This window comes from Micromonospora sp. NPDC006431 (genome assembly GCF_042870725.1).
Taxonomy (GTDB): domain Bacteria; phylum Actinomycetota; class Actinomycetes; order Mycobacteriales; family Micromonosporaceae; genus Micromonospora.
The window spans coordinates 86,564-109,982 of record NZ_JBIAHQ010000005.1 but is presented as its reverse complement, the minus strand read 5'-3'; the positions used below and the strand labels follow the sequence as shown (position 1 = coordinate 109,982).

Annotated in this window: 19 protein-coding genes; 10 read left to right on the top strand and 9 right to left on the bottom strand. The window is 73.0% G+C overall.

Annotation, left to right across the window (positions count from 1 at the left end; genetic code table 11):
* Nucleotides 1–3 precede the first annotated feature (3 nt).
* The 6 genes from ACFYM6_RS12035 to ACFYM6_RS12010 form a co-directional block, all read right to left on the bottom strand.
* Complete coding sequence (locus tag ACFYM6_RS12035) at nt 4–1,185, bottom strand: ROK family protein (protein WP_387274755.1); 1,182 nt, start codon at nt 1,183–1,185, stop codon at nt 4–6.
* Between the two features lie 25 nt (nt 1,186–1,210).
* Nucleotides 1,211–2,470: a sugar ABC transporter permease gene (locus ACFYM6_RS12030; protein ID WP_387274753.1), complete on the bottom strand. Its 1,260-nt coding sequence runs from the start codon at nt 2,468–2,470 to the stop codon at nt 1,211–1,213.
* A complete protein-coding gene (locus ACFYM6_RS12025) occupies nt 2,467–3,291 on the bottom strand; it encodes an ATP-binding cassette domain-containing protein (protein WP_387274751.1) in 825 nt (274 codons plus the stop codon). Before ACFYM6_RS12025 ends, ACFYM6_RS12030 begins: the two co-directional genes overlap by 4 nt.
* 107 nt (nt 3,292–3,398) lie before the next feature.
* The gene (locus ACFYM6_RS12020) at nt 3,399–4,493 is read right to left on the bottom strand and encodes a sugar ABC transporter substrate-binding protein (protein ID WP_387274749.1); all 1,095 of its coding nucleotides are present in this window, start codon (nt 4,491–4,493) and stop codon (nt 3,399–3,401) included.
* 207 nt (nt 4,494–4,700) lie between these two features.
* Nucleotides 4,701–5,180, bottom strand: a complete 480-nt coding sequence (gene ybaK, locus ACFYM6_RS12015; protein WP_387274747.1) for a Cys-tRNA(Pro) deacylase — start codon at nt 5,178–5,180, stop codon at nt 4,701–4,703.
* A 51-nt stretch (nt 5,181–5,231) separates the two neighbouring features.
* A complete protein-coding gene (locus tag ACFYM6_RS12010) occupies nt 5,232–6,452 on the bottom strand; it encodes a methyltransferase domain-containing protein (RefSeq protein WP_387274745.1) in 1,221 nt (406 codons plus the stop codon).
* A 435-nt stretch (nt 6,453–6,887) separates the two neighbouring features.
* Between ACFYM6_RS12010 and groES the strand changes: the two genes are divergently transcribed.
* From groES to ACFYM6_RS11995, 3 genes are all read left to right on the top strand, one after another.
* Nucleotides 6,888–7,202 (top strand): co-chaperone GroES, encoded by a 315-nt coding sequence (gene groES / locus ACFYM6_RS12005; protein ID WP_018222648.1) that lies wholly within the window; start codon nt 6,888–6,890, stop codon nt 7,200–7,202.
* Between the two features lie 70 nt (nt 7,203–7,272).
* A complete protein-coding gene (gene groL / locus ACFYM6_RS12000; RefSeq protein ID WP_387274743.1) occupies nt 7,273–8,919 on the top strand; it encodes a chaperonin GroEL in 1,647 nt (548 codons plus the stop codon).
* A 118-nt stretch (nt 8,920–9,037) separates the two neighbouring features.
* The gene (locus ACFYM6_RS11995; protein WP_387274741.1) at nt 9,038–10,669 is read left to right on the top strand and encodes a molybdopterin-dependent oxidoreductase; all 1,632 of its coding nucleotides are present in this window, start codon (nt 9,038–9,040) and stop codon (nt 10,667–10,669) included.
* Nucleotides 10,670–10,957: 288 nt separating this feature from the next.
* Here ACFYM6_RS11995 and ACFYM6_RS11990 read toward each other — a convergent pair whose 3' ends face one another.
* Nucleotides 10,958–11,341: a WhiB family transcriptional regulator gene (locus ACFYM6_RS11990; protein WP_357438037.1), complete on the bottom strand. Its 384-nt coding sequence runs from the start codon at nt 11,339–11,341 to the stop codon at nt 10,958–10,960.
* A 255-nt stretch (nt 11,342–11,596) separates the two neighbouring features.
* Here ACFYM6_RS11990 and ACFYM6_RS11985 point away from each other — a divergent pair, with 255 nt between their 5' ends.
* Nucleotides 11,597–12,412 (top strand): LuxR C-terminal-related transcriptional regulator, encoded by an 816-nt coding sequence (locus ACFYM6_RS11985; protein ID WP_387274738.1) that lies wholly within the window; start codon nt 11,597–11,599, stop codon nt 12,410–12,412.
* Nucleotides 12,413–12,430: 18 nt separating this feature from the next.
* Here the strand turns inward: ACFYM6_RS11985 and ACFYM6_RS11980 are convergent, their stop codons facing one another.
* Nucleotides 12,431–12,841: a DUF5319 domain-containing protein gene (locus ACFYM6_RS11980; RefSeq protein ID WP_387274736.1), complete on the bottom strand. Its 411-nt coding sequence runs from the start codon at nt 12,839–12,841 to the stop codon at nt 12,431–12,433.
* 198 nt (nt 12,842–13,039) lie between these two features.
* On the opposite strand from ACFYM6_RS11980, the gene guaB reads away from it, so the two are divergent.
* The 4 genes from guaB to ACFYM6_RS11960 all read left to right on the top strand — a co-directional run bounded on the left by guaB (nt 13,040) and on the right by ACFYM6_RS11960 (nt 18,748).
* Nucleotides 13,040–14,602, top strand: a complete 1,563-nt coding sequence (gene guaB / locus ACFYM6_RS11975) for an IMP dehydrogenase (RefSeq protein ID WP_387274734.1) — start codon at nt 13,040–13,042, stop codon at nt 14,600–14,602.
* 29 nt (nt 14,603–14,631) lie between these two features.
* Nucleotides 14,632–15,750: a GuaB3 family IMP dehydrogenase-related protein gene (locus ACFYM6_RS11970; RefSeq protein ID WP_387274732.1), complete on the top strand. Its 1,119-nt coding sequence runs from the start codon at nt 14,632–14,634 to the stop codon at nt 15,748–15,750.
* Nucleotides 15,751–15,817: 67 nt separating this feature from the next.
* A complete protein-coding gene (locus ACFYM6_RS11965; protein ID WP_387274730.1) occupies nt 15,818–17,212 on the top strand; it encodes a M1 family metallopeptidase in 1,395 nt (464 codons plus the stop codon).
* 75 nt (nt 17,213–17,287) lie between these two features.
* The gene (locus ACFYM6_RS11960; protein WP_387274728.1) at nt 17,288–18,748 is read left to right on the top strand and encodes a M1 family metallopeptidase; all 1,461 of its coding nucleotides are present in this window, start codon (nt 17,288–17,290) and stop codon (nt 18,746–18,748) included.
* Nucleotides 18,749–18,799: 51 nt separating this feature from the next.
* On the opposite strand, the gene ACFYM6_RS11955 is transcribed toward ACFYM6_RS11960, so the two are convergent.
* Nucleotides 18,800–19,927, bottom strand: a complete 1,128-nt coding sequence (locus ACFYM6_RS11955) for an LCP family protein (protein WP_387274726.1) — start codon at nt 19,925–19,927, stop codon at nt 18,800–18,802.
* A gap of 146 nt (nt 19,928–20,073) precedes the next feature.
* On the opposite strand from ACFYM6_RS11955, the gene ACFYM6_RS11950 reads away from it, so the two are divergent.
* Together ACFYM6_RS11950 and guaA are read left to right on the top strand one after the other, a co-directional pair.
* Nucleotides 20,074–21,768: an FAD-dependent oxidoreductase gene (locus ACFYM6_RS11950; RefSeq protein ID WP_387274724.1), complete on the top strand. Its 1,695-nt coding sequence runs from the start codon at nt 20,074–20,076 to the stop codon at nt 21,766–21,768.
* A 91-nt stretch (nt 21,769–21,859) separates the two neighbouring features.
* A complete protein-coding gene (gene guaA, locus ACFYM6_RS11945) occupies nt 21,860–23,413 on the top strand; it encodes a glutamine-hydrolyzing GMP synthase (RefSeq protein ID WP_387274722.1) in 1,554 nt (517 codons plus the stop codon).
* Nucleotides 23,414–23,419: the final 6 nt, after the last annotated feature.

Genomic DNA, 23,419 nt, shown 5'->3' with positions numbered 1-23,419 from the left:
GGGTCAGCCGACGTCGAGGGGGTCGGCGAGGAGGCGGTCGAAGGCCAACTCGGCGGCCCCGATCAGCGCCGCGTCCGCGCCGAGCTTGGGCGTACGCAGCCGCACGTGCTCCAGGCAGGCGGGCAGCCCGTTGGAGTTGAGCCGGCTGCGCACCTGGGCGGCGGCGGCCAGGTAGAGGTCGCGCATGGTGCCGCCGAAGATGACCATCTCCGGGTTGAAGATGTTGACCAGGTTGGCGACGCCGAAGCCGAGCCAGTCACCGGCCTGCCGGACGGCGGCCTGGGCGCGGGCGTCACCCCGGTCGGCCGCGTCGAAGACGGCCAGCATCGCGTCCCGGCCCCGGGCGTCGGAGCGGCCGGCGGCCCGGAGCAGCCCGTGCTCGCCGATCTCGGTCTCCCAGCAGCCCCGGCGGCCGCACTCGCAGCGGGCCCCGTCGCGGACCACCACCATGTGGCCGACCTCGCCGCTGTAGCCGCCGTGCCCGGTGAGCCGCCGGCCGCCGGCGATGATGCCGGCCCCGACGCCGACGTCCCCGTACAGGTAGATGACGTTGTCGCAGCCGGCCGCGACGCCCCGGGCGTGCTCGGCGAAGGCGGCCACGTCCGCCACGTTGCCGACGGCGATCGGTACGTCGGTGCCCAGTTCGGCGGCGAGTGCCGCCCCGATCGGCTCGTCCACCCAGCCGGTGGTCGGGCTCAGCCGGACCAGCCCGTCCTCCCGGCGGACCATGCCGCAGACGGCGACACCGGCCCCGACACAGATCGAGCCCGCCGACACCGACTGGTGCATCTCCTTGACCGCGCCGGCCAGCAGCGGCGCGGCCTCGCCGGCGACCAGGTTGCGGGGTCGGTCCAGCTCCCGGCGGTCGAGCACCACACCGCCGAGACCGATCCGCGCGGCCCGCAGCCGGTCCACCTCCACGCTGTACGCGTACGCGTAGACCCGGGCCGACTCGGGCCGGACGACCAGCGACGGTCGTCCGGCCCGGCCGGTCTCCTTCGGCGCCCCCTCGCTGACCAGACCGGCGCCGGCCAGGTCGGCGGTCAGCGCGCCGATGGTGCTGCGGTTCAAGCCGAGGGCGGTGGTCAGCTCGGCGCGGGTGGTGGCACCGTGCACGTGCACGTAACGCAGCAATGCGCCCAGGTTCTGCCGACGGATCTCGTCCTGGCTCGGTCCTGCGCGCATTGCCACAGCCATTTCCGTAAGCGGTTCAGCGGGTGCCGGTGGCGGCGGCCCGCCGCCGGGACAGTGCGTCGATGGTGGCGGCGCCGAGCAGGACGATGCCGGTGACCACGTACTTGACGCCTGAGCTGTATCCCATCAGGCCCATCCCGTTGTCAATGACGGCGATCACCGCACCGCCGAGCACCGCGTCGAGCACCCGGCCCTTGCCGCCGAAGAGGCTCGTGCCGCCGATGACCGCCGCGCCGACGGCGTAGAGCAGGACACTGCTGCCACCCGTGTTGGGGTCGACCGAGTTGGCCCGGCTGGCCGCGACGATGCCGCCGATGGCCGCCATGGCGGAGCAGATCACGAAGACCGAGATCCGGATCCGGTCGACGTTGATGCCGGCGCGGCGGGCCGCCTCCCGGTTGCCGCCGGCGGCGTAGACGTGCCGGCCGTAGCTGGTGCGCTGGAGCACGAAGGTCCAGACGATCAGCAGCACCGCGATGACCGGCACCACGATCGGCACGCCCTTGAGTGAGGTGATCAGGACGTTGCGGCTGCGCTCCAGGTTGAGGATGAAGACGGCGGCACCCAGGATCAGCGCCAGCGCGCCGATCCGGGCGAGGACCACCGCGATCGGGTCGGTCAGCAGGCCACGGACGGAGCGCTGGCGGTGCCGGAGCAGTTGGACCGCCGCGTAGCCGGCGACGCCGACGGCGGCGAGCAGCCAGCCCACCGCCGGGGGGAGGTTCCGGTTGGCGATGGCCAGCAGCACGTCGTCCCGCACCGAGATGTTCTTGCCCTCCTCCACGAGCATCAGCGCGATGCCCTGGAAGGCGAGGAAGCCGGCGAGGGTCACCACGAAGGAGGGGATGCCGACCTTCGCCACCAGCAGGCCGAGCAGCGTGCCGATGACCACACCGGTGGCGATCGCGGCGAGCACCGCCACGTACCAGGGGTAGCCGAACACGGTCACCACGTTGGCCAGCACGGCGGCGCAGACCCCGCTGGCGAAGCCGGCGGAGAGGTCGATCTCGCCGAGCAGCAGCACGAAGACCAGCCCCATCGAGATCAGGGTGATCGCCGCGCCCTGGGTGAACAGGTTGGCGAAGTTGCCGGCGGTGAAGAACGACGGGCGCACGATCGAGAAGGCGGCGCAGAGCAGGACGAGCATGCCGACGGCGGGGAGCGCGCCGATGTCGCCACCGCGTACCCGGCGCCAGTAGTTGTGGAGGTGGCTGCCGACGCTCAGTGCCGGCGCGACGGCGGCGGGGCCTTCCTTCTGCACGGCGGTGGTGGTCATCGGAGGGCTCCTGGGGTCGTGTCGGCGGGCTCGGCGCCGTTGCCGTTGCCGCCCGGCGCCGAATCGGCGGCGAGGCCGAGGCTGCCGGAGCGGCCGGCGGTGATCAGCTCGACCACCTGCGAGTGGGTGATTTCGGTGGTCTTCACCTGGGCGACCATCTGGCCGAGGTAGAGCGCGGCGATCCGGTCGGAGACGGCGAAGACGTCGTTCATGTTGTGCGAGATGAGCACCACCGCCAGGCCGTTGTCGGCCAGCCGGCGGACCAGTTCGAGCACCTGGGCGGTCTGCGCGACGCCGAGCGCGGCGGTCGGCTCGTCCAGGATGACCAGCTTGCTGTTCCACAGCACCGCCTTGGCGATCGCCACGGTCTGGCGCTGGCCGCCGGAGAGGCTGGAGACGTGCTGGCGCAGCGACTTCACCGTACGGACGCTGAGCCCGGCCAGGGTCTCCGCGGCCATCTGCTCCATGGTCGGCTCGTCGAGCACGATGCCACTGCGCTTCTCCCGGCCGAGGAACATGTTCTGCACGATGTCGAGGTTGTCGCAGAGCGCGAGGTCCTGATAGACGACCTCGATACCGAGCGCGGCGGCGTCCCGGGGGCCGTGGATGCCCACCGGCTGGCCGTCGAAGAGGAACTCGCCGGCATCCGTGGGGTAGATGCCGCTGATGCACTTGACCAGGGTCGACTTGCCGGCACCGTTGTCGCCGACCAGCGCGGTCACCTCACCGGCGTGGGCGGCGAAGGCGACGTTGCGCAGCACCTGGACGGGACCGAAGCTCTTGTCGATCCCGCGTAGTTCCAGCAGGGGGCTCGCGGACACGGGGGTCTCCTTTGGACGGAGGGGAGGTCTCGGGTCCCGTCCGGAATGCTGCCCGGCACGGGATCGTCCCGTGCCGGGCAGCATTGCCTGAAGCGGGGTGCGGAAGGTCAGCTGATGCCGGCGTCGGCGCACAGCTTGGCGTACGCCCCGGTGCAGAGCTCTTCCTTGGTCACGTAGCCGTCGGCCACGACGTCCTTGACGTTGTCCTTGTAGATCGCCTTCGGCTCCAGCAGCACGGCCGGCACGTCCCGGCCGCTCTCCGGGTCCTTGACGGTCTGGCCGGTGTCCTTCGTCTTCCCCTTGGCGAGACCGATGGCCAGGTCCGCGGCGGCGTCGGCCTCCTGCTTGACCGCCTTGTAGACCGTCATGCACTGGTCGCCGGCGAGGATGTTCTGCAGGCCCTGGGCGGTGGCGTCCTGGCCGGTCACCGGGACCTTGCCGTTGAGCTTGTTCTTCTTCAGCACCGAGATGGCCGCGTTGCCGAGGCCGTCGTTGGCGGCGAGCACCCCGTCGATCTTGCCGCCGGCCTTGGTGAGCTGCTGCTCGAAGATCGTGGCGGCCTGGGCGTTGTCCCACTCCGGCACGGAGTCGTCGGCGGCCTTGGTGTACTCCTTCGAGTCGAACTTCGGCTTGAGCACCGAGTCGTACCCGTTCTTGAACAGGGTGGCGTTGTTGTCGGTCGGCGAGCCGTTGAGGTAGGCGATCGCCGGGTTCTTGGCGCCCTTGTCGGTCAGGCACTTGCTCAGGCCCTCGCCCTGGAGCTTGCCGACCGCCTCGTTGTCGAAGCTGACGTAATACTCGGCCGACCCGCCGAGGGTGAGCCGGTCGTAGTCGATGGTGGCGACGCCCTGGGACTTCGCCTTCTCCAGGACGGCCTTGCCGGTGCCGGAGTCCAGGTTGACGATCATCAGAACGGTCACGCCGTTGGTGATCATCTGGTCCGCGATGGTCTGGAACGCGGTCTTGTCGTTCTGGGCGTTCTGGATGTCGGAGTCAACGCCCGCGGCGTCGAAGGCCGCCTTGAGGTACTTGCGGTCCGCGGTCTCCCAGCGGGCGGAGGACTTGCTGTCCGGGAGGATCACGCCGATCTTCGGCTTCTTGGCGCTGCCGGCCTGGTCGGAACCGCCGTTGTCACCGCAGGCGGCCATGCTGCCGGTGGCCAGCAGGCCGACGGCAGCGAAGGTGAGGAAGCCCTTGCGCATGTGCACGGGTCCTTTCCGGGGTGGGGGAGTGGTCGGTGGTTTGTTGTGTCCGGCAACGTATTCCCGTGCGTGTGGCGAGCGCAATACTGCCGAGGTCAGTAGTTTGTTGGCGGCGGTAACAATTCAGCAACGCCACTGTCACCCGGCTGAGAGCGCTCCCCGCACGAGGTGCGGGAACGAACGCCCGCGGAGCGACTCGGGGGTGGATCAGGCGGCGGCGATCGGCACGGTGACGGCGTCGGTCAGCGCGACCAGATCAGCCGGGGCGAGTTGCAGTTGCAGGCCGCGGCGACCCGCCGAGACGTAGACGCTCGGGTGGCCCAGGGCGGACGCGTCGACCACCGTGGGCAGCCGCTTGCGCTGGCCCAGCGGGCTGATCCCGCCGCGCACGTAGCCGGTGGCCCGCTCGGCCACGGCCCGGTCCGCCATGGTCGCCCGCTTGCCGCCCACCGCGGCGGCCAGGGCCTTGAGGTCCAGTTCCCCGGTGACCGGCACGACCGCCACGGTCAGCCCGCCGTCGACCTCGGTGACCAGGGACTTGAACACCCGCTCCGGCGGCACCCCGAGGGCCGCCGCGACCAGCGCGCCGTAGTTCGGCGCGTCCGGCGAGACCTGGTACGGGTGGGTGCTGTGGCTGATCTTGCGCTGCGCCAGCAGCGCCGTCGCCGGAGTGCCCTGTCCCGCCATGCCCGACAAGCTAACCCCGCCCGGCCCGACGGGGCGAGTCGAAATCCGGGCTCAGCCCGGCACCGGCTGGCAGATCAGCACGGTCGGCGCGCCGCCCACCCGGGTGAGCATCAGGCTGGCCGCCGCCTTGCCGGCGAGCTTCAGGCCCCGGCGCAGCTGCTCCGGTTCGAGCGCCGAACCGCGCTTGAGGATCTCCACCCGCCCGACCCGTCGCTCGCGCAGCAGAGCCCGCAGCCGCTTCAGCGAGAACGGCAGCACGTCGGTGACCTCCAGGCAGCGGGCGTACGGGGTGGCCACCGGCGCGTCGGCGTACAGGTAGGCGATGCTCGGGTCGGCGAGGGTCGCGGACAGCTCCGCGGCCAACTCGGCGACCAGGTGCGCGCGAACCACCGCCGGGTCGGGGTCGTACACGTACCGCCGGACCGCGCCCACCGGCGCCTCGGCGTCACCGGAGCCGGTGAGCTGATGGCAGGGGGCCGCTCCGCTGCCGGCGGCGTTGGGCGGGGGCCCTTCCTTCAGCACGGTCGCGCGGCGGGGCACCTCGGCCAGCTCGCCGCACCAGAGGGCGGCCTCGACCAGGTCGCCGGCCACGCTGACCCACTCCGCCTCGGCGCCCGCCGGGATCAGCGCGTGGTCCAGCCCCGGGGCCACCTTCACCACGGTCCGCGGCACCCGCTCGGCCAGCCCGGTGACGAAATCCCAGGGCGGCGAGTAGGCGTTCGGATCGAAGATCCGCCGGCCGGTGCCGGTCGCCCGTCGCTGCGGGTCGCAGAAGACCGCGTCCACCCGGGTCACGTCGAACGCCGTCGCGTCCCCGCACTCGACGGTGAACAGGTCGGCCAGCCCGGCCGCCTCGGCGTTCGCGGCGGCCATCGCGGCGGTCACCGGGTCGGCCTCTACCCCGTACACCCGGATGCCGGCGCGGGCGGCGGCGAGTGCGTCGGCGCCGAGGCCGCACCCCAGGTCGGCGAGGGTGCGCACGCCGGCGGCGCGCAGCCGCGCGGCCCGCCGGTCGGCGACCACCCGGCGGGTGGCCTGCTCCAGCCCGGGGCGGGTGAGGAACATGCCGGCGGCCTCGGGCCCGAACTTGCCGACCGCTCGGCGGCGCAGCTCGGCCTGGGTGAGCGCGGCGGCGGCCAACCCGGCCGGGAGCCCCGCCGAACGGAGCCGGGCCGCCGCGGCCAGCGGGTCGCCGCCGGCCACCTCGGCGGCCGCCGCGAGGGCGGCCGACCCCTCGGGGGTACGCAGCGCGGCGAGCTGTTCGAGATCCACCCGCCCATTCTCCCGGCCCTGGTCGGCGCCCGGTCGTCGACCTGGCGGGGGCCGGCGGGGCGGGTCCCGCGACGTCGCCGACGTGGCGGGTTTGGTGGGCCGGGACCTCGCCAGATCGCCGACCTGGCGAGGGCGGCGTGCCGGGTTACCCGGAGGGTGGCGGTGGCGACGACGAAGGGTCGCCAGCCCGCCGGGGGCGAAGGTGTGGGCGACACGGGGGCGGTTGCGTTGGCACTCTCCTTGACGGAGTGCTAGCCGAGGAATAACCTGCGATTAGCACTCTCACCCTGAGGGTGCCAACGCCCGGGCCCTGGTGTCCGGGGGTTGAACGCCAGGCGGACCGGCACCCGCGACGACGGCCCCGCCCGGTGGCATGTGGCAGATTGACGCCGGTCGGCATGCCGACCGGCAACGAAACCAGTACCCCAGGAGGGTATGCCCGTGACTACCGCGACCAAGGTTGCGATCAAGCCGCTCGAGGACCGGATCGTGGTCCAGGCGAACGAGGCTGAGACCACCACGGCGTCGGGCATCGTGATCCCCGACACCGCCAAGGAGAAGCCGCAGGAGGGCACCGTCCTCGCTGTCGGCCCGGGCCGGATCGACGACAAGGGTAACCGCGTTCCGATCGACGTGAAGGTCGGCGACACCGTCCTGTACTCGAAGTACGGCGGCACCGAGGTCAAGTACGCCGGCGAGGAGTACCTGGTGCTCTCCGCCCGCGACGTCCTCGCGGTCATCGAGAAGTAAGCAACCGATCAGTGTCGTTGCCCCGGTCCGGCTCGCCGGGCCGGGGCAACGACGCTTCGAAGGGATACCGATGGCGAAGATCCTCAGCTTCTCGGACGACGCCCGGCACCTGCTCGAGCACGGTGTCAACGCTCTCGCGGACACGGTCAAGGTCACCCTCGGCCCGCGCGGGCGCAACGTCGTCCTGGACAAGAAGTTCGGTGCACCGACGATCACCAACGACGGCGTGACCATCGCCAAGGAGATCGAGCTCACCAACCCGTACGAAAACCTCGGCGCGCAGCTGGTCAAGGAGGTGGCGACCAAGACCAACGACGTCGCCGGCGACGGGACCACCACCGCGACCGTGCTGGCCCAGGCGATGGTCCGCGAGGGCCTGCGCAACGTGGCGGCCGGCGCCAACCCGGCCGGCCTCAAGCGGGGCCTCGACGCGGCGGCGACCAAGGTCTCCGAGGCCCTGCTCGGCCGGGCCGTCGAGGTGGCCGACAAGGAGTCGATCGCGCACGTCGCGACGATCTCCGCGCAGGACGCCACCATCGGCGAGCTGATCGCCGAGGCGATGGAGAAGGTCGGCCGCGACGGTGTCATCACCGTCGAGGAGGGCTCCGCGCTCACCACCGAGCTGGAGGTGACCGAGGGCCTCCAGTTCGACAAGGGCTTCATCTCGCCCAACTTCGTCACCGACGTGGAGGGGCAGGAGTCGGTCCTGGAGGACGCGTACATCCTGATCACCACCCAGAAGATCTCGGCGATCGAGGAGCTGCTGCCGCTGCTGGAGAAGGTCCTCCAGCAGAACAAGCCGCTGCTGATCATCGCCGAGGACGTCGAGGGCCAGGCGCTGTCCACCCTGGTGGTCAACGCGATCCGCAAGACCCTCAAGGTCTGCGCGGTGAAGGCTCCCGGCTTCGGTGACCGCCGCAAGGCGATGCTGCAGGACATGGCGATCCTCACCGGTGCCGAGCTGGTCGCCCCGGAGTTGGGCTACAAGCTCGACCAGGTCGGCGTGGAGGTGCTCGGCACCGCCCGCCGCGTGGTGGTCGACAAGGAGACCACCACCGTCGTCGACGGTGGCGGTCGGGCCTCCGAGGTCGCCGACCGGGTCGCCCAGATCCGCAAGGAGATCGAGGCCTCGGACTCCGAGTGGGACCGGGAGAAGCTGGCCGAGCGGCTGGCGAAGCTCTCCGGTGGCGTCGCGGTCATCAAGGCGGGCGCGGCCACCGAGGTCGAGATGAAGGAGCGCAAGCACCGCATCGAGGACGCCATCGCGGCGACCAAGGCCGCGGTGGAGGAGGGTACGGTCCCGGGCGGCGGCGCCGCCCTGGCCCAGATCCTGCCGGCGCTCGACGACGACCTCGGCTTCACCGGTGACGAGAAGGTCGGCGTCTCGATCGTGCGCAAGGCGCTGGTCGAGCCGCTGCGCTGGATCGCCCAGAACGCCGGCCACGACGGCTACGTGGTGGTGCAGAAGGTCGCCGGCAAGGACTGGGGGCACGGCCTCGACGCCGCCAAGGGCGAGTACGTGGACCTGGTCAAGTCCGGCATCATCGACCCGGTGAAGGTGACCCGCAACGCGGTCACCAACGCCGCCTCGATCGCTGGCCTGCTGCTCACCACCGAGAGCCTGGTGGTGGAGAAGCCGGAGAAGGCCGAGCCGGCCGCCGGCGGTGGGCACGGCCACGGTCACGGTCACGGCCACCAGCACGGCCCGGGCTTCTGATTCCCCGTACGGCCTGAGTCAGGGCACACCGCCCACGCGGTGTGCCCTGATCCGTATCTGCTTACGGAACGCTGACGTGGCTGGCGGTCGGCCGCTGGGCGCGTCCACACTGGTCGGCGTGAGCAGCATGTCCCGCCGCCGGGCGGCGCTGGCCGGGGTCACCGCCGCGGCCGTGGCGATCGGCTCGGCCGAGCCGGTGGCCGTCCTCACCGGGCCCCGCTCGGCGCCACTGATCGCGGTCGGCGGTCTGGTGGTCGACCTGGTGCCCGAGCCGCTCAAGCAGGTCGCCATCGCGCTCTTCGGCCGGTACGACAAGATCGCCCTGCTGGTCGGGACGGCGGTGCTGCTGGCCGCGTTCGCCGCGCTGCTCGGCGTGCTCGCGGCCCGGCGACTCTGGGCCGGCGCGGCCGGCATCGCCGGGTTCGCCGCCCTCGGGGTGGCCGCCGCGCTGACCCGGGCCGGCGCGGATGCCGCCGACGCGCTGCCCTCGCTGGTCGGCGGCGGGCTGGGGGCGCTGACGCTCTGGGCCTTCGTCGCCGGCCCGCTGCGGGTGGATCCGGGGCCGGCGGCTCCGGCCACACCACACCGGGCCACCTCACCCGGGCCCATCCCACCCCCGGCCGTCGCCGCGCTCGCGCGGGAGGAGCCCGTCGCGGGGTGGGAGCCGCTGGAGCGCGGGGATCCGGGGCCGCGGCGGCGGTTCCTGCGCGGCGTCGGCCTGCTGGCCGGGACGGCGGCGGTGGCCGGGCTCGGCGGGCACTGGCTGGCTGGCCGGCGGGGCGTCTCGGCGGCCCGGCAGGCGGTGGCCCTGCCCACCCCGGTGGCGCCCGCCCCGCCGGTGCCGGCCGGCGCGGACCTGTCGGTGAGCCGGCTCGCCCCCTACGTGACCCCGAACCGGGAGTTCTACCGGATCGACACCGCCCTGGTGGTGCCGCAGGTGGACCCGGCGACCTGGCGGTTGCGCATCCACGGCCGGGTACGCAAGCCGATCGAGTTGAGCTTCGCCGACCTGCTCGCCCGGCCGATGGTCGAGCGCTACGTGACGCTGGCCTGCGTCTCGAACGAGGTGGGCGGGGACCTGATCGGCAATGCCCGGTGGCTCGGCGTACCGATCAAGGAGTTGCTGGACGAGGCCGAGCCGGAGGAGGGCGCGGACCAGGTGGTCGGGCGCTCGGTCGACGGCTGGACCTGCGGCACCCCGACGGCGGTGCTGCGGGACGGCCGCGACGCGCTGCTCGCGGTCGGCATGAACGGCGAGCCGCTGCCGGTCGAGCACGGCTTCCCGGTGCGCATGGTGGTGCCCGGGCTCTACGGGTACGTCTCGGCGTGCAAGTGGGTGACCGAGCTGGAGCTGACCCGCTTCGCCGACTTCGACGCGTACTGGGTGCCGCGCGGGTGGTCGGCGCAGGCGCCGATCAAGACCCAGTCGCGGATCGACACGCCGCGCCCGCGCAACCGGCTCACCGCCGGCCCGGTCACGGTCGCCGGGGTGGCCTGGGCTCAGCACCGGGGCATCCGGACCGTCGACGTACGCGTCGACGGCGGGCCCTGGCAGCAGGCGACGCTCGCCCCGACGGTCTCGGTGGACACCTGGGTGCAGTGGTCGTGGCGCTGGGCCGCCACCCCGGGCGAGCACACCCTCCAGGTACGCGCCTCCGACGCCGACGGCGATACCCAGCCGGGGGAGCTGCGGCCGGTCGCGCCGGACGGGGCCACCGGCTGGCACACGGTGCGGGTCACCGTCGGCTGAACCGGCCGGCGGACGCCGGGTCGATCTCCACGACGCCGCACGTGCGCGGCGAGGGTGGCCGCCGCGGGTGGCTGGCGGCGCGGGGCCGGAGAGGCGCTGCTCGCTCGCTCTGGAGCTGATGTCGTGAACGACTCACGCGCGTGCCGAGTCGTTCGTGACGTCAGCTCGAAAGGGAGCGGGAAACTGCCTCCCCGCGCGGAGCCGGAGTCGCCTGGCGGGTCCGGCTCGACGGCGCACACCCGACGCCGCGTCCCGGGACACGGCGTCGGGATGGTCGGTGTCGGCCGGTCAGGCGACCTTGCGCTGTTCCGGCACGGTGGACCTGTGCGGCTGGCCGAGCCGGGCCTCCAGCCGGGCCACGTCGACCCGGGTGTGCCGGCGGTCGGCGAGGTCCTCCCAGCCGAGGGCGAGCAGCCGGAGCCGCTCCGCCTCGCTGAACCCGCCCCACACGCCGTACGGCTCGCGGACCGACAGGGCGTGGGCGGCGCACTCGGCCCGTACCGGGCAGGCCCGACAGACGGCCTTGGCGCCGGACTCGCGGCGCAGCCGCGAGGAGCCGCGCTCGCCGTCCGGGTGGAAGAACTGAGCGCTGTCCCTCCCCCGGCAGGCACCGAGCCGCTGCCAGTCCCACAGGTCGACAATGGGTCCAGGCAATCTGCGTACGTTCGACATCAGCACCCCTCCTCCCGCGCGGCACCGCGGAGAATCCTTCGTGGCCAGCTACCGGTCGGCGGTCCGCGCGGGACACCCGTTTCCGGCCTGGCCCCTCGGTACCCGGGCTGTCCCGCGCTCACACATCTTTGATCGAAAACCTCGGACAGTTGGTGGCATATGCCCCATCTGCCGGAAAAGTTCTGATGATTGCCCGGAACCTCCTCCTGACCCGACCCCGTCGTGGTCTGCTCTGAGGCGGAGAGGAGAGCGACTGTGCGTAACGTTCTCGTATGCGTTCGGACACCAATCGCGGCCCAGCACCTGGCCTCCGCGGCGGCGCGGCTCGGGCTGTCCGGCGTCGTCCGGACGGCGGTCTCCGATCCCGAGGTGATGTTGCGGCTCGCCGAACGTCCTGTCGACGTGGTGCTCGCCGACACCGCCCTCACCCGGCCGGACAGCGCGGGCTTCGTCCGGCGGGTGCTCGCCCGGGCGCCCCAGGCCGCGGTGCTGCTGCTCGGGACCGAGGAGTCGGAGGCGGCGGCGGCCACCATCAGCGCCGGAGCGCGTGGGCTCATCCAGGGCGCCGACCATGATCTGACCAGCGCGGTGGCGAAGGCCCTGCTGCTGCTCGCCGCTCCCGGACGGGCGGCCAAGCACCGGGTGACCGACCCCGCCCGGGACGCTGCGGCGGTCGGCGGGACGGCCCGCTCGGCCGCGCCGGGGCGTACCCCCGCCGGGCCGGCGCCGGCCTGGTCGGCGGGCCCGCCGGAGGTGCCGGGCGGCGCGCCCACGGTGGTGCCGGTGCAGCGGGGCGAGGACGCCCCCGATCCGGCCGATGCCGAGTCGGCGCCGGCGGGCGGTCCGCAGCGTGCCACGCCCAACGCCCGCAGCGCCATCGGGCTGACCGAGCGGGAGCTTCAGGTGCTGCTCGGCATGGCCGAGGGGAAGAGCAACGCGGAGATCGGGCGGGAGTTGTTCGTCTCCGAGGACACCGTCAAGACGCACGCCCGCCGGCTGTTCCGCAAGCTGGGCGCCCGGGACCGGGCGCACGCCGTGGCCGCGGGCTTCCGCGCCGGTCTGGTCGCCTGAGCGGCACCGGCCCGGCGGTCAGTCCTCGGCGGACGGGTCGTCCTCGGTGCCCTCGGTCAGGGTGTCGTGCACGCCGTCCGCGTAGCCCCGGGCGTAGTCCCAGCTGACGTAGTGGTCCGGGTCCGGGTCATAGGCCGGCTCGTGCACCCGCGGCAGCCCGGAGTTGAGCAGGTGGCGCAGGTTGCCCCGGAGCAGGTCCCAGTCGAAGTAGTGCGGCTCGCGGCAGTCCTCGCACTCGATGACCAGGCCACGCACCCCGATCGGCTGGAGCAGGGCCTGGTAGATCTCCAGGTCGGCGAGGTCCTCCAGGACGTCCTGCCGCTCGACCTCGGTCAGCGGGTCGAGCGGATCGTCCTCGCGCGGGTCGTGCAGGCCGGCAGCCGGATCGGCCGGGTCGCCGTTGAACGGGTCGATGGGCTCCTCGTGCACCCCCTCACCGTAGTCCCCGCAACACCGAAAAGTCCGCCCCCGGGACTCCCTGTGGCGCCGCCTACCCTGGCCCGCCGCTGCCGGGACCCGCACTGGTTGGTGGGTACGATGAAGCGACGCGCCGTCATCTCGGCGTGCGCCGGTCCAGGCGCACGCCGCCTCGCTGAAGCCCGTCCGAAACAGCTCAGGGGAGCAATCGTGGAGAATTCGCCCAGCACCGACCTTACTGCCGGCGTCGACGGCGGCGAGCTGGGCGGTCACCTGCCCGAACTGCCGGCCGGCTCGGCGCGGGTGGTGCCGCTCGGGCTGACCTTCGACGACGTGCTGCTCCAGCCCGGCGAGTCGGACGTCGTCCCGAGCCGGGTGAACACCCGCACCAAGCTCACCCGCACCGTCGAGCTCAACATCCCGCTGCTGTCCAGCGCGATGGACACCGTCACCGAGGCGCGGATGGCGATCGCCATGGCCCGCCAGGGCGGCATCGGTGTGCTGCACCGCAACCTCTCCGTCGAGGACCAGGCGCTCCAGGTCGACCTGGTGAAGCGCTCCGAGTCCGGCATGATCACCAACCCGGTGACCGCCAGCCCGGACGACACCCTCCGCGAGGTCGACTCGCTCTGTGGCCGCTACCGCATCTCCGGCGTACCGGTGGTCGACGGGCAGGGCGAGCTCGTCGGCATCGTCACCAACCGCGACATGCGCTTCGTCTCCGACCCGTCCACCCCGGTCCGCGAGATCATGACCCGCACCCCGCTGGTCACCGCCCCGGTTGGGGTGAGCAAGGACGATGCGCTGGCGCTGCTCCGGCAGCACAAGGTGGAGAAGCTGCCGATCGTCGATGACTCGGGCAAGCTGCGTGGCCTGATCACGGTCAAGGACTTCACCAAGAGCGAGCAGTACCCGAACGCCACCAAGGACTCCGCCGGCCGGCTCCGGGTCGCCGCCGCGATCGGCGTGGGTGAGGACGCGTACAAGCGGGCCCGCACCCTGGTCGACGCGGGCGTCGACGTGCTGATCGTGGACACCGCGCACGGCCACCAGCGCGCCGTGCTGGAGATGGTCGCCCGGCTCAAGAAGGACGTCGCCATCGACATCGTCGGCGGCAACGTGGCCACGTACGCCGGCGCGAAGGCGCTGGTCGACGCGGGCGCGGACGGCGTCAAGGTGGGCGTCGGCCCCGGCGCCATCTGCACCACCCGGATCGTGGCCGGGGTGGGCGTACCGCAGATCACCGCGATCATGGAGGCCACCCGGGCGGCCCGCCCGGCCGGCGTGCCGGTGATCGGCGACGGCGGCATCCAATACTCGGGCGACATCGCCAAGGCCCTGGTGGCCGGCGCCGACACGGTGATGCTCGGCGGCCTGCTGGCCGGCTGCGAGGAGAGCCCGGGCGAGCTGCTCTTCATCAACGGCAAGCAGTACAAGGCGTACCGGGGGATGGGCTCGCTCGGCGCGATGCAGTCCCGCGGCCAGGCCAAGTCGTACTCCAAGGACCGCTACTTCCAGCAGGACGTGACCAGCGACGAGAAGCTGGTCCCGGAGGGCGTCGAGGGCCAGGTGCCCTACCGGGGCCCGCTCTCCCAGGTCGCCCACCAGCTCGTCGGCGGGCTGCGGCTGGCGATGGGGTACGCCGGTGCCGAGAGCATCCCGGAGTTGCACGAGCGCGGCCAGCTCATCCGGATCACCGCGGCCGGGCTCAAGGAGAGCCACCCGCACGACATCCAGATGACGGTCGAGGCGCCCAACTACCACACCCGCTGACCATCACCCCCAACCACCTGGAGTCCCCCATGCGTGACGTGGTCGAGATCGGGCTGGGCAAGACCGCGCAGCGCGGCTACCACCTGGACGACATCGCCATCGTGCCGAGCCGCCGCACCCGGGACGTCGACGACGTCTCCACGGCCTGGCAGCTCGACGCTTACCAGTTCGGCATCCCCTGCGTCGGGCACCCGTCCGACGCGACCATGAGCCCCTCCTCGGCGGTGCAGCTCGGCCAGCTCGGCGGCCTGGGCGTGCTCAACGTCGAAGGCCTGTGGACCCGGTACGAGAACCCGACCAAGGTGCTGGAGGAGCTGGCCGGCCTGGACGAGGAGGCCCGGGCGACCAAGCGGCTCCAGGAGGTGTACGCCGAGCCGATCCGTCCGGACCTGATCGCCGAGCGGGTCCGCGAGCTGCGGGCCGGCGGCGGCACGGTGGCCGTCCGGGTGTCCCCGCAGCACACCCTCGCGCTCGCCCCGGTGATCCTGGACGCCGGCGTGGACATCCTGGTCATCCAGGGCACCATCGTCTCGGCCGAGCACGTCTCCACCACCGACGAGCCGCTGAACCTCAAGGAGTTCATCGCCGACCTCGACCTGCCGGTCATCGTCGGTGGCTGCACCGACTACAAGACCGCGCTGCACCTGATGCGCACCGGCGCGGCCGGCGTGATCGTCGGCATCGGCGGCGACGACTGGTCGACCACGGAGTCGGTGCTCGGCATCCGGGTGCCGATGGCCACCGCCGTCGCCGACGCCGCGGCGGCCCGCCGGGACTACCTGGACGAGACCGGCGGCCGGTACGTGCACCTGATCGCCGACGGCGACATCCAGACCTCCGGCGACATCGCCAAGGCGCTCGGCTGCGGCGCGGACGCGGTGATGCTGGGCGAGCCGCTCTCCCGCTGCGCGGAGGCCCCGGCCGGCGGTGCCTGGTGGCACTCGGCGGCCAGCCACCCGTCGCTGCCGCGCGGCGCGTTCGAGGTGGCCGGCGAGCCGCTGGGCGCGATGGAGAAGCTGCTCTTCGGCCCGGCCGACGAGCCGGACGGCCAGCTCAACCTCTTCGGCGGTCTACGCCGGGCGATGGCCAAGTGCGGCTACCGTGACCTCAAGGAGTTCCAGAAGGTCGGCCTGGTCCTCGACCGCTGACTCGACCGGCGTCGGCGCGGGTGTGGATTCGGTCTCACCCGCGCCGTCGCGCGTCTAGGCTCGGCGGATGACACGGGGGCGGTGGTCGGCGGCGGTGCTGGCGGTCGCGCTGCTGGCGGGCGGGTGCACCGACGAGGACGCAAACGCGCGGTTCCGACCCGGGGCGGCCGACCTCGGCGACCCGTACGTGCCGGGGGCCGGCAACGGCGGCTACGACGTCGCCCACTACGCGCTGCAGGTCCGCTACGACCCGGCCAGCGACCGGCTCACCGGCCAGGCCACCGTCACCGCCACCGCGACCGCCGGGCTGTCCCGGTTCCAGTTCGACCTCGCCGGCCTCACCGTCGACCGGGTACGCGTCGACGGCGCCCCGGCCACCCACCGGCGGGACGGCAACGAGCTGGTGGTCACCCCGGCGCACGGCCTGCCGGCCGGAAAGCGGTTCACCGTCGAGGTGGCGTACGGCGGGGTGCCGCAGCCGCTGCCCAGCGGCGAACTGGGCGACGGCGGCTTCCATGCCACCGGCGACGGGGCGATCGCGCTCGGCCAGCCGGAGTCGGCGAGCACCTGGTACCCGGTCAACGACCACCCCTCCGACAAGGCCACCTACGACCTCGAGGTGACCGTCCCGGACGGGCTCGCCGCGCTGAGCAACGGGGTGCCCAAGGGACGGTCCAGCAAGGACGGCTGGACCACCTGGCGCTGGTCCGAGGGGTCGCCGATGGCCAGCTACCTGACCACCCTGGTGATCGGGAACTACCGGGTGTCGACCGGCACGCACGCCGGGAAGCCGCTGGTCACCGCGGTCGCCGCCGGGTTGCCGGCGGACGGGCCGGCCGCCCGGGCGCTGGCCCGGACCGGCGAGGTCGCCGACTTCCTGGCCGACCGGTTCGGGCCGTACCCGTTCGACGCGTACGGCGGCATCGCGGTCGCCGACGAGCGCATCCGGTACGCGCTGGAGACCCAGACCCGGCCGGTCTACGGGCCGGGCTTCTTCCGGGGCGGCCGGCCGAACACCGAGGTGGTGGCGCACGAGCTGGCCCACCAGTGGTTCGGCGACAGCGTCTCGCTGTCGCGGTGGAGCGACATCTGGCTCAACGAGGGCTTCGCCACGTACGCCGAGTGGCTCTGGAACGAGCACGACGGCGTCCGCACCGTGGCGCAGGCCTTCGCCGACCGGTACGCGGTGACCGACTGGACGAAACCGACGGTGGACCCGGGCCGGGCGGCGATGTTCGGCGACGCGGTCTACCAGCGCGGCGCGCTGGCCGTGCACGCGCTGCGCCGCGCGGTCGGCGACGAGACCTTCTTCCGCATGCTGCGCGGCTGGTTGGCCGAGCGGCGGAACGGCACCGCCACCACCGCCGACTTCATCGGGTACGCGGAGCGGGTCGCCGGCCGGTCGCTGCGCCCGCTCTTCGACGCCTGGCTGGTCGGTGCCAGCGCGCCCGCCCTGCCGTGACGCGGGCGTGATCATCGATCGGTAGGCTGCCGCGGGCGGAGCGGCCCGGGCAGGGCCGAGGAGGGATCGAGGGCGATGACGCGGGCACGGCGGAGCGGACGACGACGCCTCGGGCTGCTGGCCTGCGGCACGCTGCTGCTCGCCGGCTGCGGCTCGGCCGACCCGGCCGCGGCGCCGACCGTCGGGCCGCCCAGCGCGACGGCCGCGCGGACCTTCGGGCCGGGTGCGGCCGGGGCCGGCGACGCCTACTTCCCGAGCTACGGCAACGGCGGCTACGACGTCACCCACTACACGGTCCGGGTGCGCTACGACCCGGCGAAGGACCAGCTCACCGGCACCACCGAGCTGCGGGCCACCGCGACGGCGAACCTCTCCGCGTTCAACCTGGACCTGGCCGGGCTGACCGTGCAGTCGGTGACCGTGGACGGGGCCCAGGCCGCCCACGCCCGCACCGACGACGAGCTGGTGGTCACCCCGGCCACCGGCCTGACCTCCGGCAACGGCTTCGTCGTCCAGATCAGGTACGACGGCGAGCCGGCCGCCCTGCCCAACGACGCGCTCGGCGAGGGCGGCTGGCTGCACACCGCCGACGGGGCGATCGCGCTCGGCCAGCCGGAGTCGGCGAGCACCTGGTTCCCGGTCAACGACCACCCCTCCGACAAGGCCACCTACGACTTCGAGATCACCGTGCCGAAGGGGCTCACCGCGGTCAGCAACGGTGTCCCGAAGGGACGGACCACCCAGGGCGACTGGACCACCTGGCGCTGGTCGGAGGGGTCGCCGATGGCCAGCTATCTGGCCACGGTGGCGATCGGGAAGTTCCGGGTGACCACCGGGGAGCACCGGGGACGGCCGGTCTACAGCGCGGTCACCACGAAGGTGGCCGAGGGCGCGCCGGACCGGTCGATCGCCCGGACCACCGAGGTCGCCGACTACCTGGAGAGCGTCTTCGGGCCGTACCCGTTCGACGCGTACGGCGGGGTGGTGGTCGCCGACGACCGGATCCGGTACGCGCTGGAGACGCAGAGCCGCCCGGTCTACTCGGCCAGCTTCTTCCGGCAGGGCGACAACACCGGGGTGGTCGCGCACGAGTTGGCCCACCAGTGGTTCGGCAACAGCGTGGCGCTGCAGAAGTGGCAGGACATCTGGCTCAACGAGGGCCTGGCCACGTACGCCGAATGGCTCTGGGCCGAGCACACCGGCCAGTCCACCGTCCAGCGCACCTTCGACCAGAAGTACGCGGGCGCCTCGGGGCAGGTCTGGCGTACCCCGCCGGGCAAGCCGGGGGTGGCGAACCTGTTCAGCCAGTCGGTGTACGAGCGGGGCGGCATGACCGTGCACGCGCTGCGGGTGGCGGTCGGCGACGCCGCCTTCTTCTCCATCCTGCGGACCTGGGCGGAGGAGAAGAAGAACGGCAACGCCACCACCCAGGACTTCGTGGCTCTGGCCGAGCGGATCTCGCACAAGAAGCTCGGCAAGCTCTTCGACGCCTGGCTCTACGACACCGAGCGGCCGGCCGCACCGAAGCGGCTGTGAGGAAGGGCCGCGGTCAACGCCGGCACCGCAGGCCGTTCCGGCCGACAGTGGTCAGGTCTTGATGCGCAGCGCCGGGTGCGCGGCCAGGAACGCGTCCGCGGTGCCGCCGCGCAGCGCCGCCAGGAACTGCCGGCCCACGGGCTGGAGCTGCTCGCCGCGGTAGGACCCACCCTTGCCCACCGCGTCGCCGGGAAGTCCGACCAGGACGAAACCGTCCGCCGGCAGCCCGCCCAGGGCGTACCCGAACTCCACCAGCCGGCGCCCGCCGCCGACGTATACCAGGGTGTCGCCGAGGGCGGCGGCCACCTGGTCGACCCGCTCCGGGTCCCGGGCCAGCCCCTGGTCGAGGACCTTCCGGGCCAGCGCCCGGATGAGCTGCTGCTGGTGGCGCTGCCGGGTGTAGTCGCCGCCGGCGGTGTAGCGCTGCCGGGCGTAGTCCAGTGCCTGCCAGCCGGTCAGGTGGCGGTCGCCCTTCTCGTAGACCATCTGCGGGCCGGTGTAGGTGCTGCCGGCCCGGTCCCGGTAGCGCCCGTCGGGCCGGCGGTGGATCGAGGCGACCCGCTGGTCCACATAGAGGTCCACGCCGCCGAGGATGTCGACCAGCTTGTCGAATCCGCCGAAGTTGATCACCGCGCCGGCGTCGATGCGCAGGCCGGTGTACCGGCTGACCGTGGTGCGCAGCAGTTCGTATCCCTGGGCGGTGCTGGGGTGGGCCTTGTCGCCGGGGACCCGGCTGCCGTAGCTCATCGCGTGGGTCAGCTTGGTCCGGCCGCCCGGGTAGCCGGCCTTCGGGAAGGCCGGGATGTCCACCACCAGGTCGCGGGGGAGGGAGAAGAGGTACGCCCGGTCCAGCCCGGCCGGCACGTGCAGGACCAGCACGGCGTCGGAGTGCGGCTCCCAGCCGGGCGCGGTGACCCGGGTGTCCACCCCGACCAGCAGCAGGTTGAGCGGGCCGGTGAGGTCGGCGCCCGGCGGCGGGGTGGGGCTGGCCGGGGTCGGGCTCGGGGTGCCGGCGGAGGCCGTGGGCGTGGCCGCGCCGGCGGCGGGGCCGGGCGAGGCGCCGGGGGACGGGCGGGAGACCAGCCGGGCGGCCACCACCGCCCCGGCGGCGACCAGCAGTACGGCCGTCAGCGCGGCCAACCCCAGCGGCCAGCGTCGTCTCGGTGTCGCGCCCGGCATGGTGGACCCCTTCCCCGATGATGTCCACTCAACGCGTCAGGGGGCGCCGCTGGTTGCGTGGCCCGGCTCCCGGCCCGTCGAGCGCTCTGCATGATCTCCGAAAACTGGCCCTGGCGCGATGGCTACTCGTCGGTAATGATGCGTTCATGCGGTACGACGTGGTGGTCGTCGGGTCCGGATTCGGTGGCAGCGTCACCGCGCTCCGCCTGGCCGAGAAGGGCTATCACGTCGGCGTCCTGGAGGCCGGCCGGCGGTTCGCGGACGAGGATTTCCCGGAGACCTCCTGGCGGGTCCGGCGCTTCCTGTGGGCTCCGAAGCTCGGCTGCTACGGCCTCCAGCGGATCGACCTGCTGCGCTCGGCCGACCGGCAGGCCGGTGGCGGGGTCCTGGTGCTCTCCGGAGCCGGGGTGGGTGGCGGCTCCCTGGTCTACGCGAACACCCTCTACGAACCCCTCGACGCGTTCTACGCCGACCCCCAGTGGCGGGACATCACCGACTGGCGGGACGAGCTGGCCCGGCATTACGACCAGGCGAAGCGGATGCTCGGCGCCACCACGTACCCGGTCCGCACCGGCGCGGACAAGGCGATGCGGGCGGTGGCCGAGCGGATGGGGGTGGGGCGCTCCTTCCACGCCACCCCGGTGGGCGTGCACCTCGGCCGGCCCGGCGAGCGGGTGCCCGACCCGTACTTCGGTGGGGCCGGGCCGGACCGGACGGGCTGCCGCCACTGCGGCGCCTGCATGACCGGCTGTCGGCACGGCGCGAAGAACACGCTGGTCAAGAACTACCTGTGGCTCGCCGAGCGGCTCGGCGTCCAGGTCCACCCGCTGACCACGGTGACCGCGGTCCGGCCGGCCACCGGCGGCGGGTACGACGTGCACGCCGTGCGCACCGGCGCCTGGGTGCGCCGGCGCCGCCAGGTGATCCACGCCGACCAGGTGGTCTTCGCGGCGGGTGCGCTGGGCACCCAGCGGCTTTTGCACGAGATGCGGGCCACCGGAGCGCTCCCCGGGCTCTCACCCCGCCTCGGCGAGCTGACCCGGACCAACTCGGAGGCGATCCTGGGCGCCTCGGTCGCCCCACGGCAGGCCCGGCAGCGCGGGCTCGACTTCACCGAGGGGGTGGCGATCACCAGTTCGTTCCACCCCGACCCGCAGACCCATATCGAGCCGGTCCGCTACGGCCGGGGCTCGAACGCGATGGGCCTGCTCCAGTCGCTGCTGGTCGACGGCGGCCCGCACCGGGTCCGGCGCTGGCTGGGCAGCATCGTCCGGCAGCCCCGGCTGGCGGCCCGGCTGCTCTCGGTGCGCGGCTGGTCCGAGCGGACCGTGATCGCCCTGGTCATGCAGTCGGTCGACAACTCGCTCACCACCCGGGTCCGGCGCGGGTGGTTCGGCCGGCGGCTGGTCTCCGGCCCCGGGCACGGAGCACCCAACCCGACCTGGATCCCGGCCGGCAACCAGGCGGTGCGGCTGCTCGCCGAGGAGATCGACGGCACGCCCGGCGGGGCGATCACCGAGCCGTTCAACATTCCGATGACCGCGCACATCCTCGGCGGGGCGGTGATCGGGGCCACCCCGGAGCGTGGGGTGATCGACCCGTACCACCGGGTCTACGGCCACCCGGGGCTGCACGTGGTGGACGGCGCGGCGGTGTCGGCGAACCTGGGGGTCAACCCGTCGCTGACCATCACCGCCCAGGCCGAGCGGGCCATGTCGTTCTGGCCGAACAAGGGCGAGGAGGACTCCCGGCCGCCGCTCGGGTCGGCGTACCGGCGGCTCGACCCGGTCGCCCCGCACCGGCCCGCCGTCCCCGGGCACGCCCCCGCCGCGCTGCGCTAAGGGGGCGGCCGGAGGGCTGTCATCGACCTCACGGCGGGACGCGGCCGGGCCGCGCCCGGTCCGGCGGTGACTGTCGGTAGGCTTGCTGCACATGAGCACGCCTCGCCCCGTCCTCGTGGTGGACTTCGGAGCCCAGTACGCCCAGCTCATCGCGCGCCGGGTGCGCGAGGCGAAGGTCTACTCGGAGATCGTCCCGCACTCCATGCCGGTCGCCGACATGCTGGCGAAGAACCCGGCCGCGATCATCCTGTCCGGCGGCCCGGCCAGCGTCTACGCGCCGGGCGCCCCCCAGGTCGACGCCGACATGTTCCAGTCCGGGGTCCCGGTCTTCGGCATCTGTTACGGCTTCCAGGCGATGGCCCAGGCGCTGGGCGGCACCGTCGCGCGGACCGGTAACCGGGAGTACGGCGGCACCCCGCTGCACGCCCGCCCGGAGGCCGGCGTGCTGCTCCGCGATCTCCCGGACGACCTGCCGGTCTGGATGAGCCACGGTGACTGCGTCACCGAGGCGCCGACCGGTTTCACGGTCACCGCCGAGTCCGCCGGGGCGCCGGTCGCCGCGTTCGAGGACCTGGTCGGCCGGCGGGCCGGCGTGCAGTTCCACCCGGAGGTCGGGCACACCGCCCACGGCCAGGAGATGCTCACCCGCTTCCTCTACGACATCGCCGGGATCGAGCCGACCTGGACGTCCGAGAACATCATCGACGAGCAGGTGGCCAGGATCCGGGAGCAGGTCGGCGCCAAGGAGGTCATCTGCGCCCTGAGCGGCGGCGTCGACTCCGCGGTCGCCGCGGCGCTGGTGCACAAGGCCATCGGCGACCAGCTCACCTGCGTCTTCGTCGACCACGGCCTGCTCCGGGCCGGTGAGGCCGAGCAGGTGGAGAAGGACTACGTCGCGGCCACCGGCATCAAGCTCAAGGTGGTCGACGCCCGGGAGCGGTTCCTGGGCGAACTGGCCGGGGTGACCGACCCAGAGCAGAAGCGCAAGATCATCGGCCGCGAGTTCATCCGGGTCTTCGAGGCCGCCGCCCGGGAGATCGCCGCGCACGGCGACGTCGAGTTCCTGGTGCAGGGCACGCTCTACCCGGACGTGGTGGAGTCCGGCGGTGGCACCGGCACCGCCAACATCAAGAGCCACCACAACGTGGGCGGCCTGCCGGAGGATCTGAGGTTCGCGCTGGTCGAGCCGCTGCGCACGCTGTTCAAGGACGAGGTCCGGGCGCTCGGCCTGGAGCTGGGGCTGCCCGAGGCGATGGTCTGGCGGCACCCGTTCCCCGGCCCGGGCCTGGCCATCCGGATCATCGGCGCGGTCGACGAGGAGCGGCTCGCCCTGCTCCGCAAAGCCGACCTGATCGCCCGGCAGGAGCTGTCCGCCGCCGGGCTGGACCGGGGCGTCTGGCAGTTCCCGGTGGTGCTGCTGGCCGACGTGCGCAGCGTCGGTGTGCAGGGTGACGGGCGCACGTACGGGCATCCCGTGGTGCTGCGCCCGGTCTCCAGCGAGGACGCGATGACCGCCGACTGGTCCCGGCTGCCCTACGAGGTGATCGCCCGGATCTCCACCCGGATCACCAACGAGGTGGCCGAGGTGAACCGGGTGGTCCTGGACGTGACCAGCAAGCCGCCGGGCACCATCGAGTGGGAGTGATTCGGG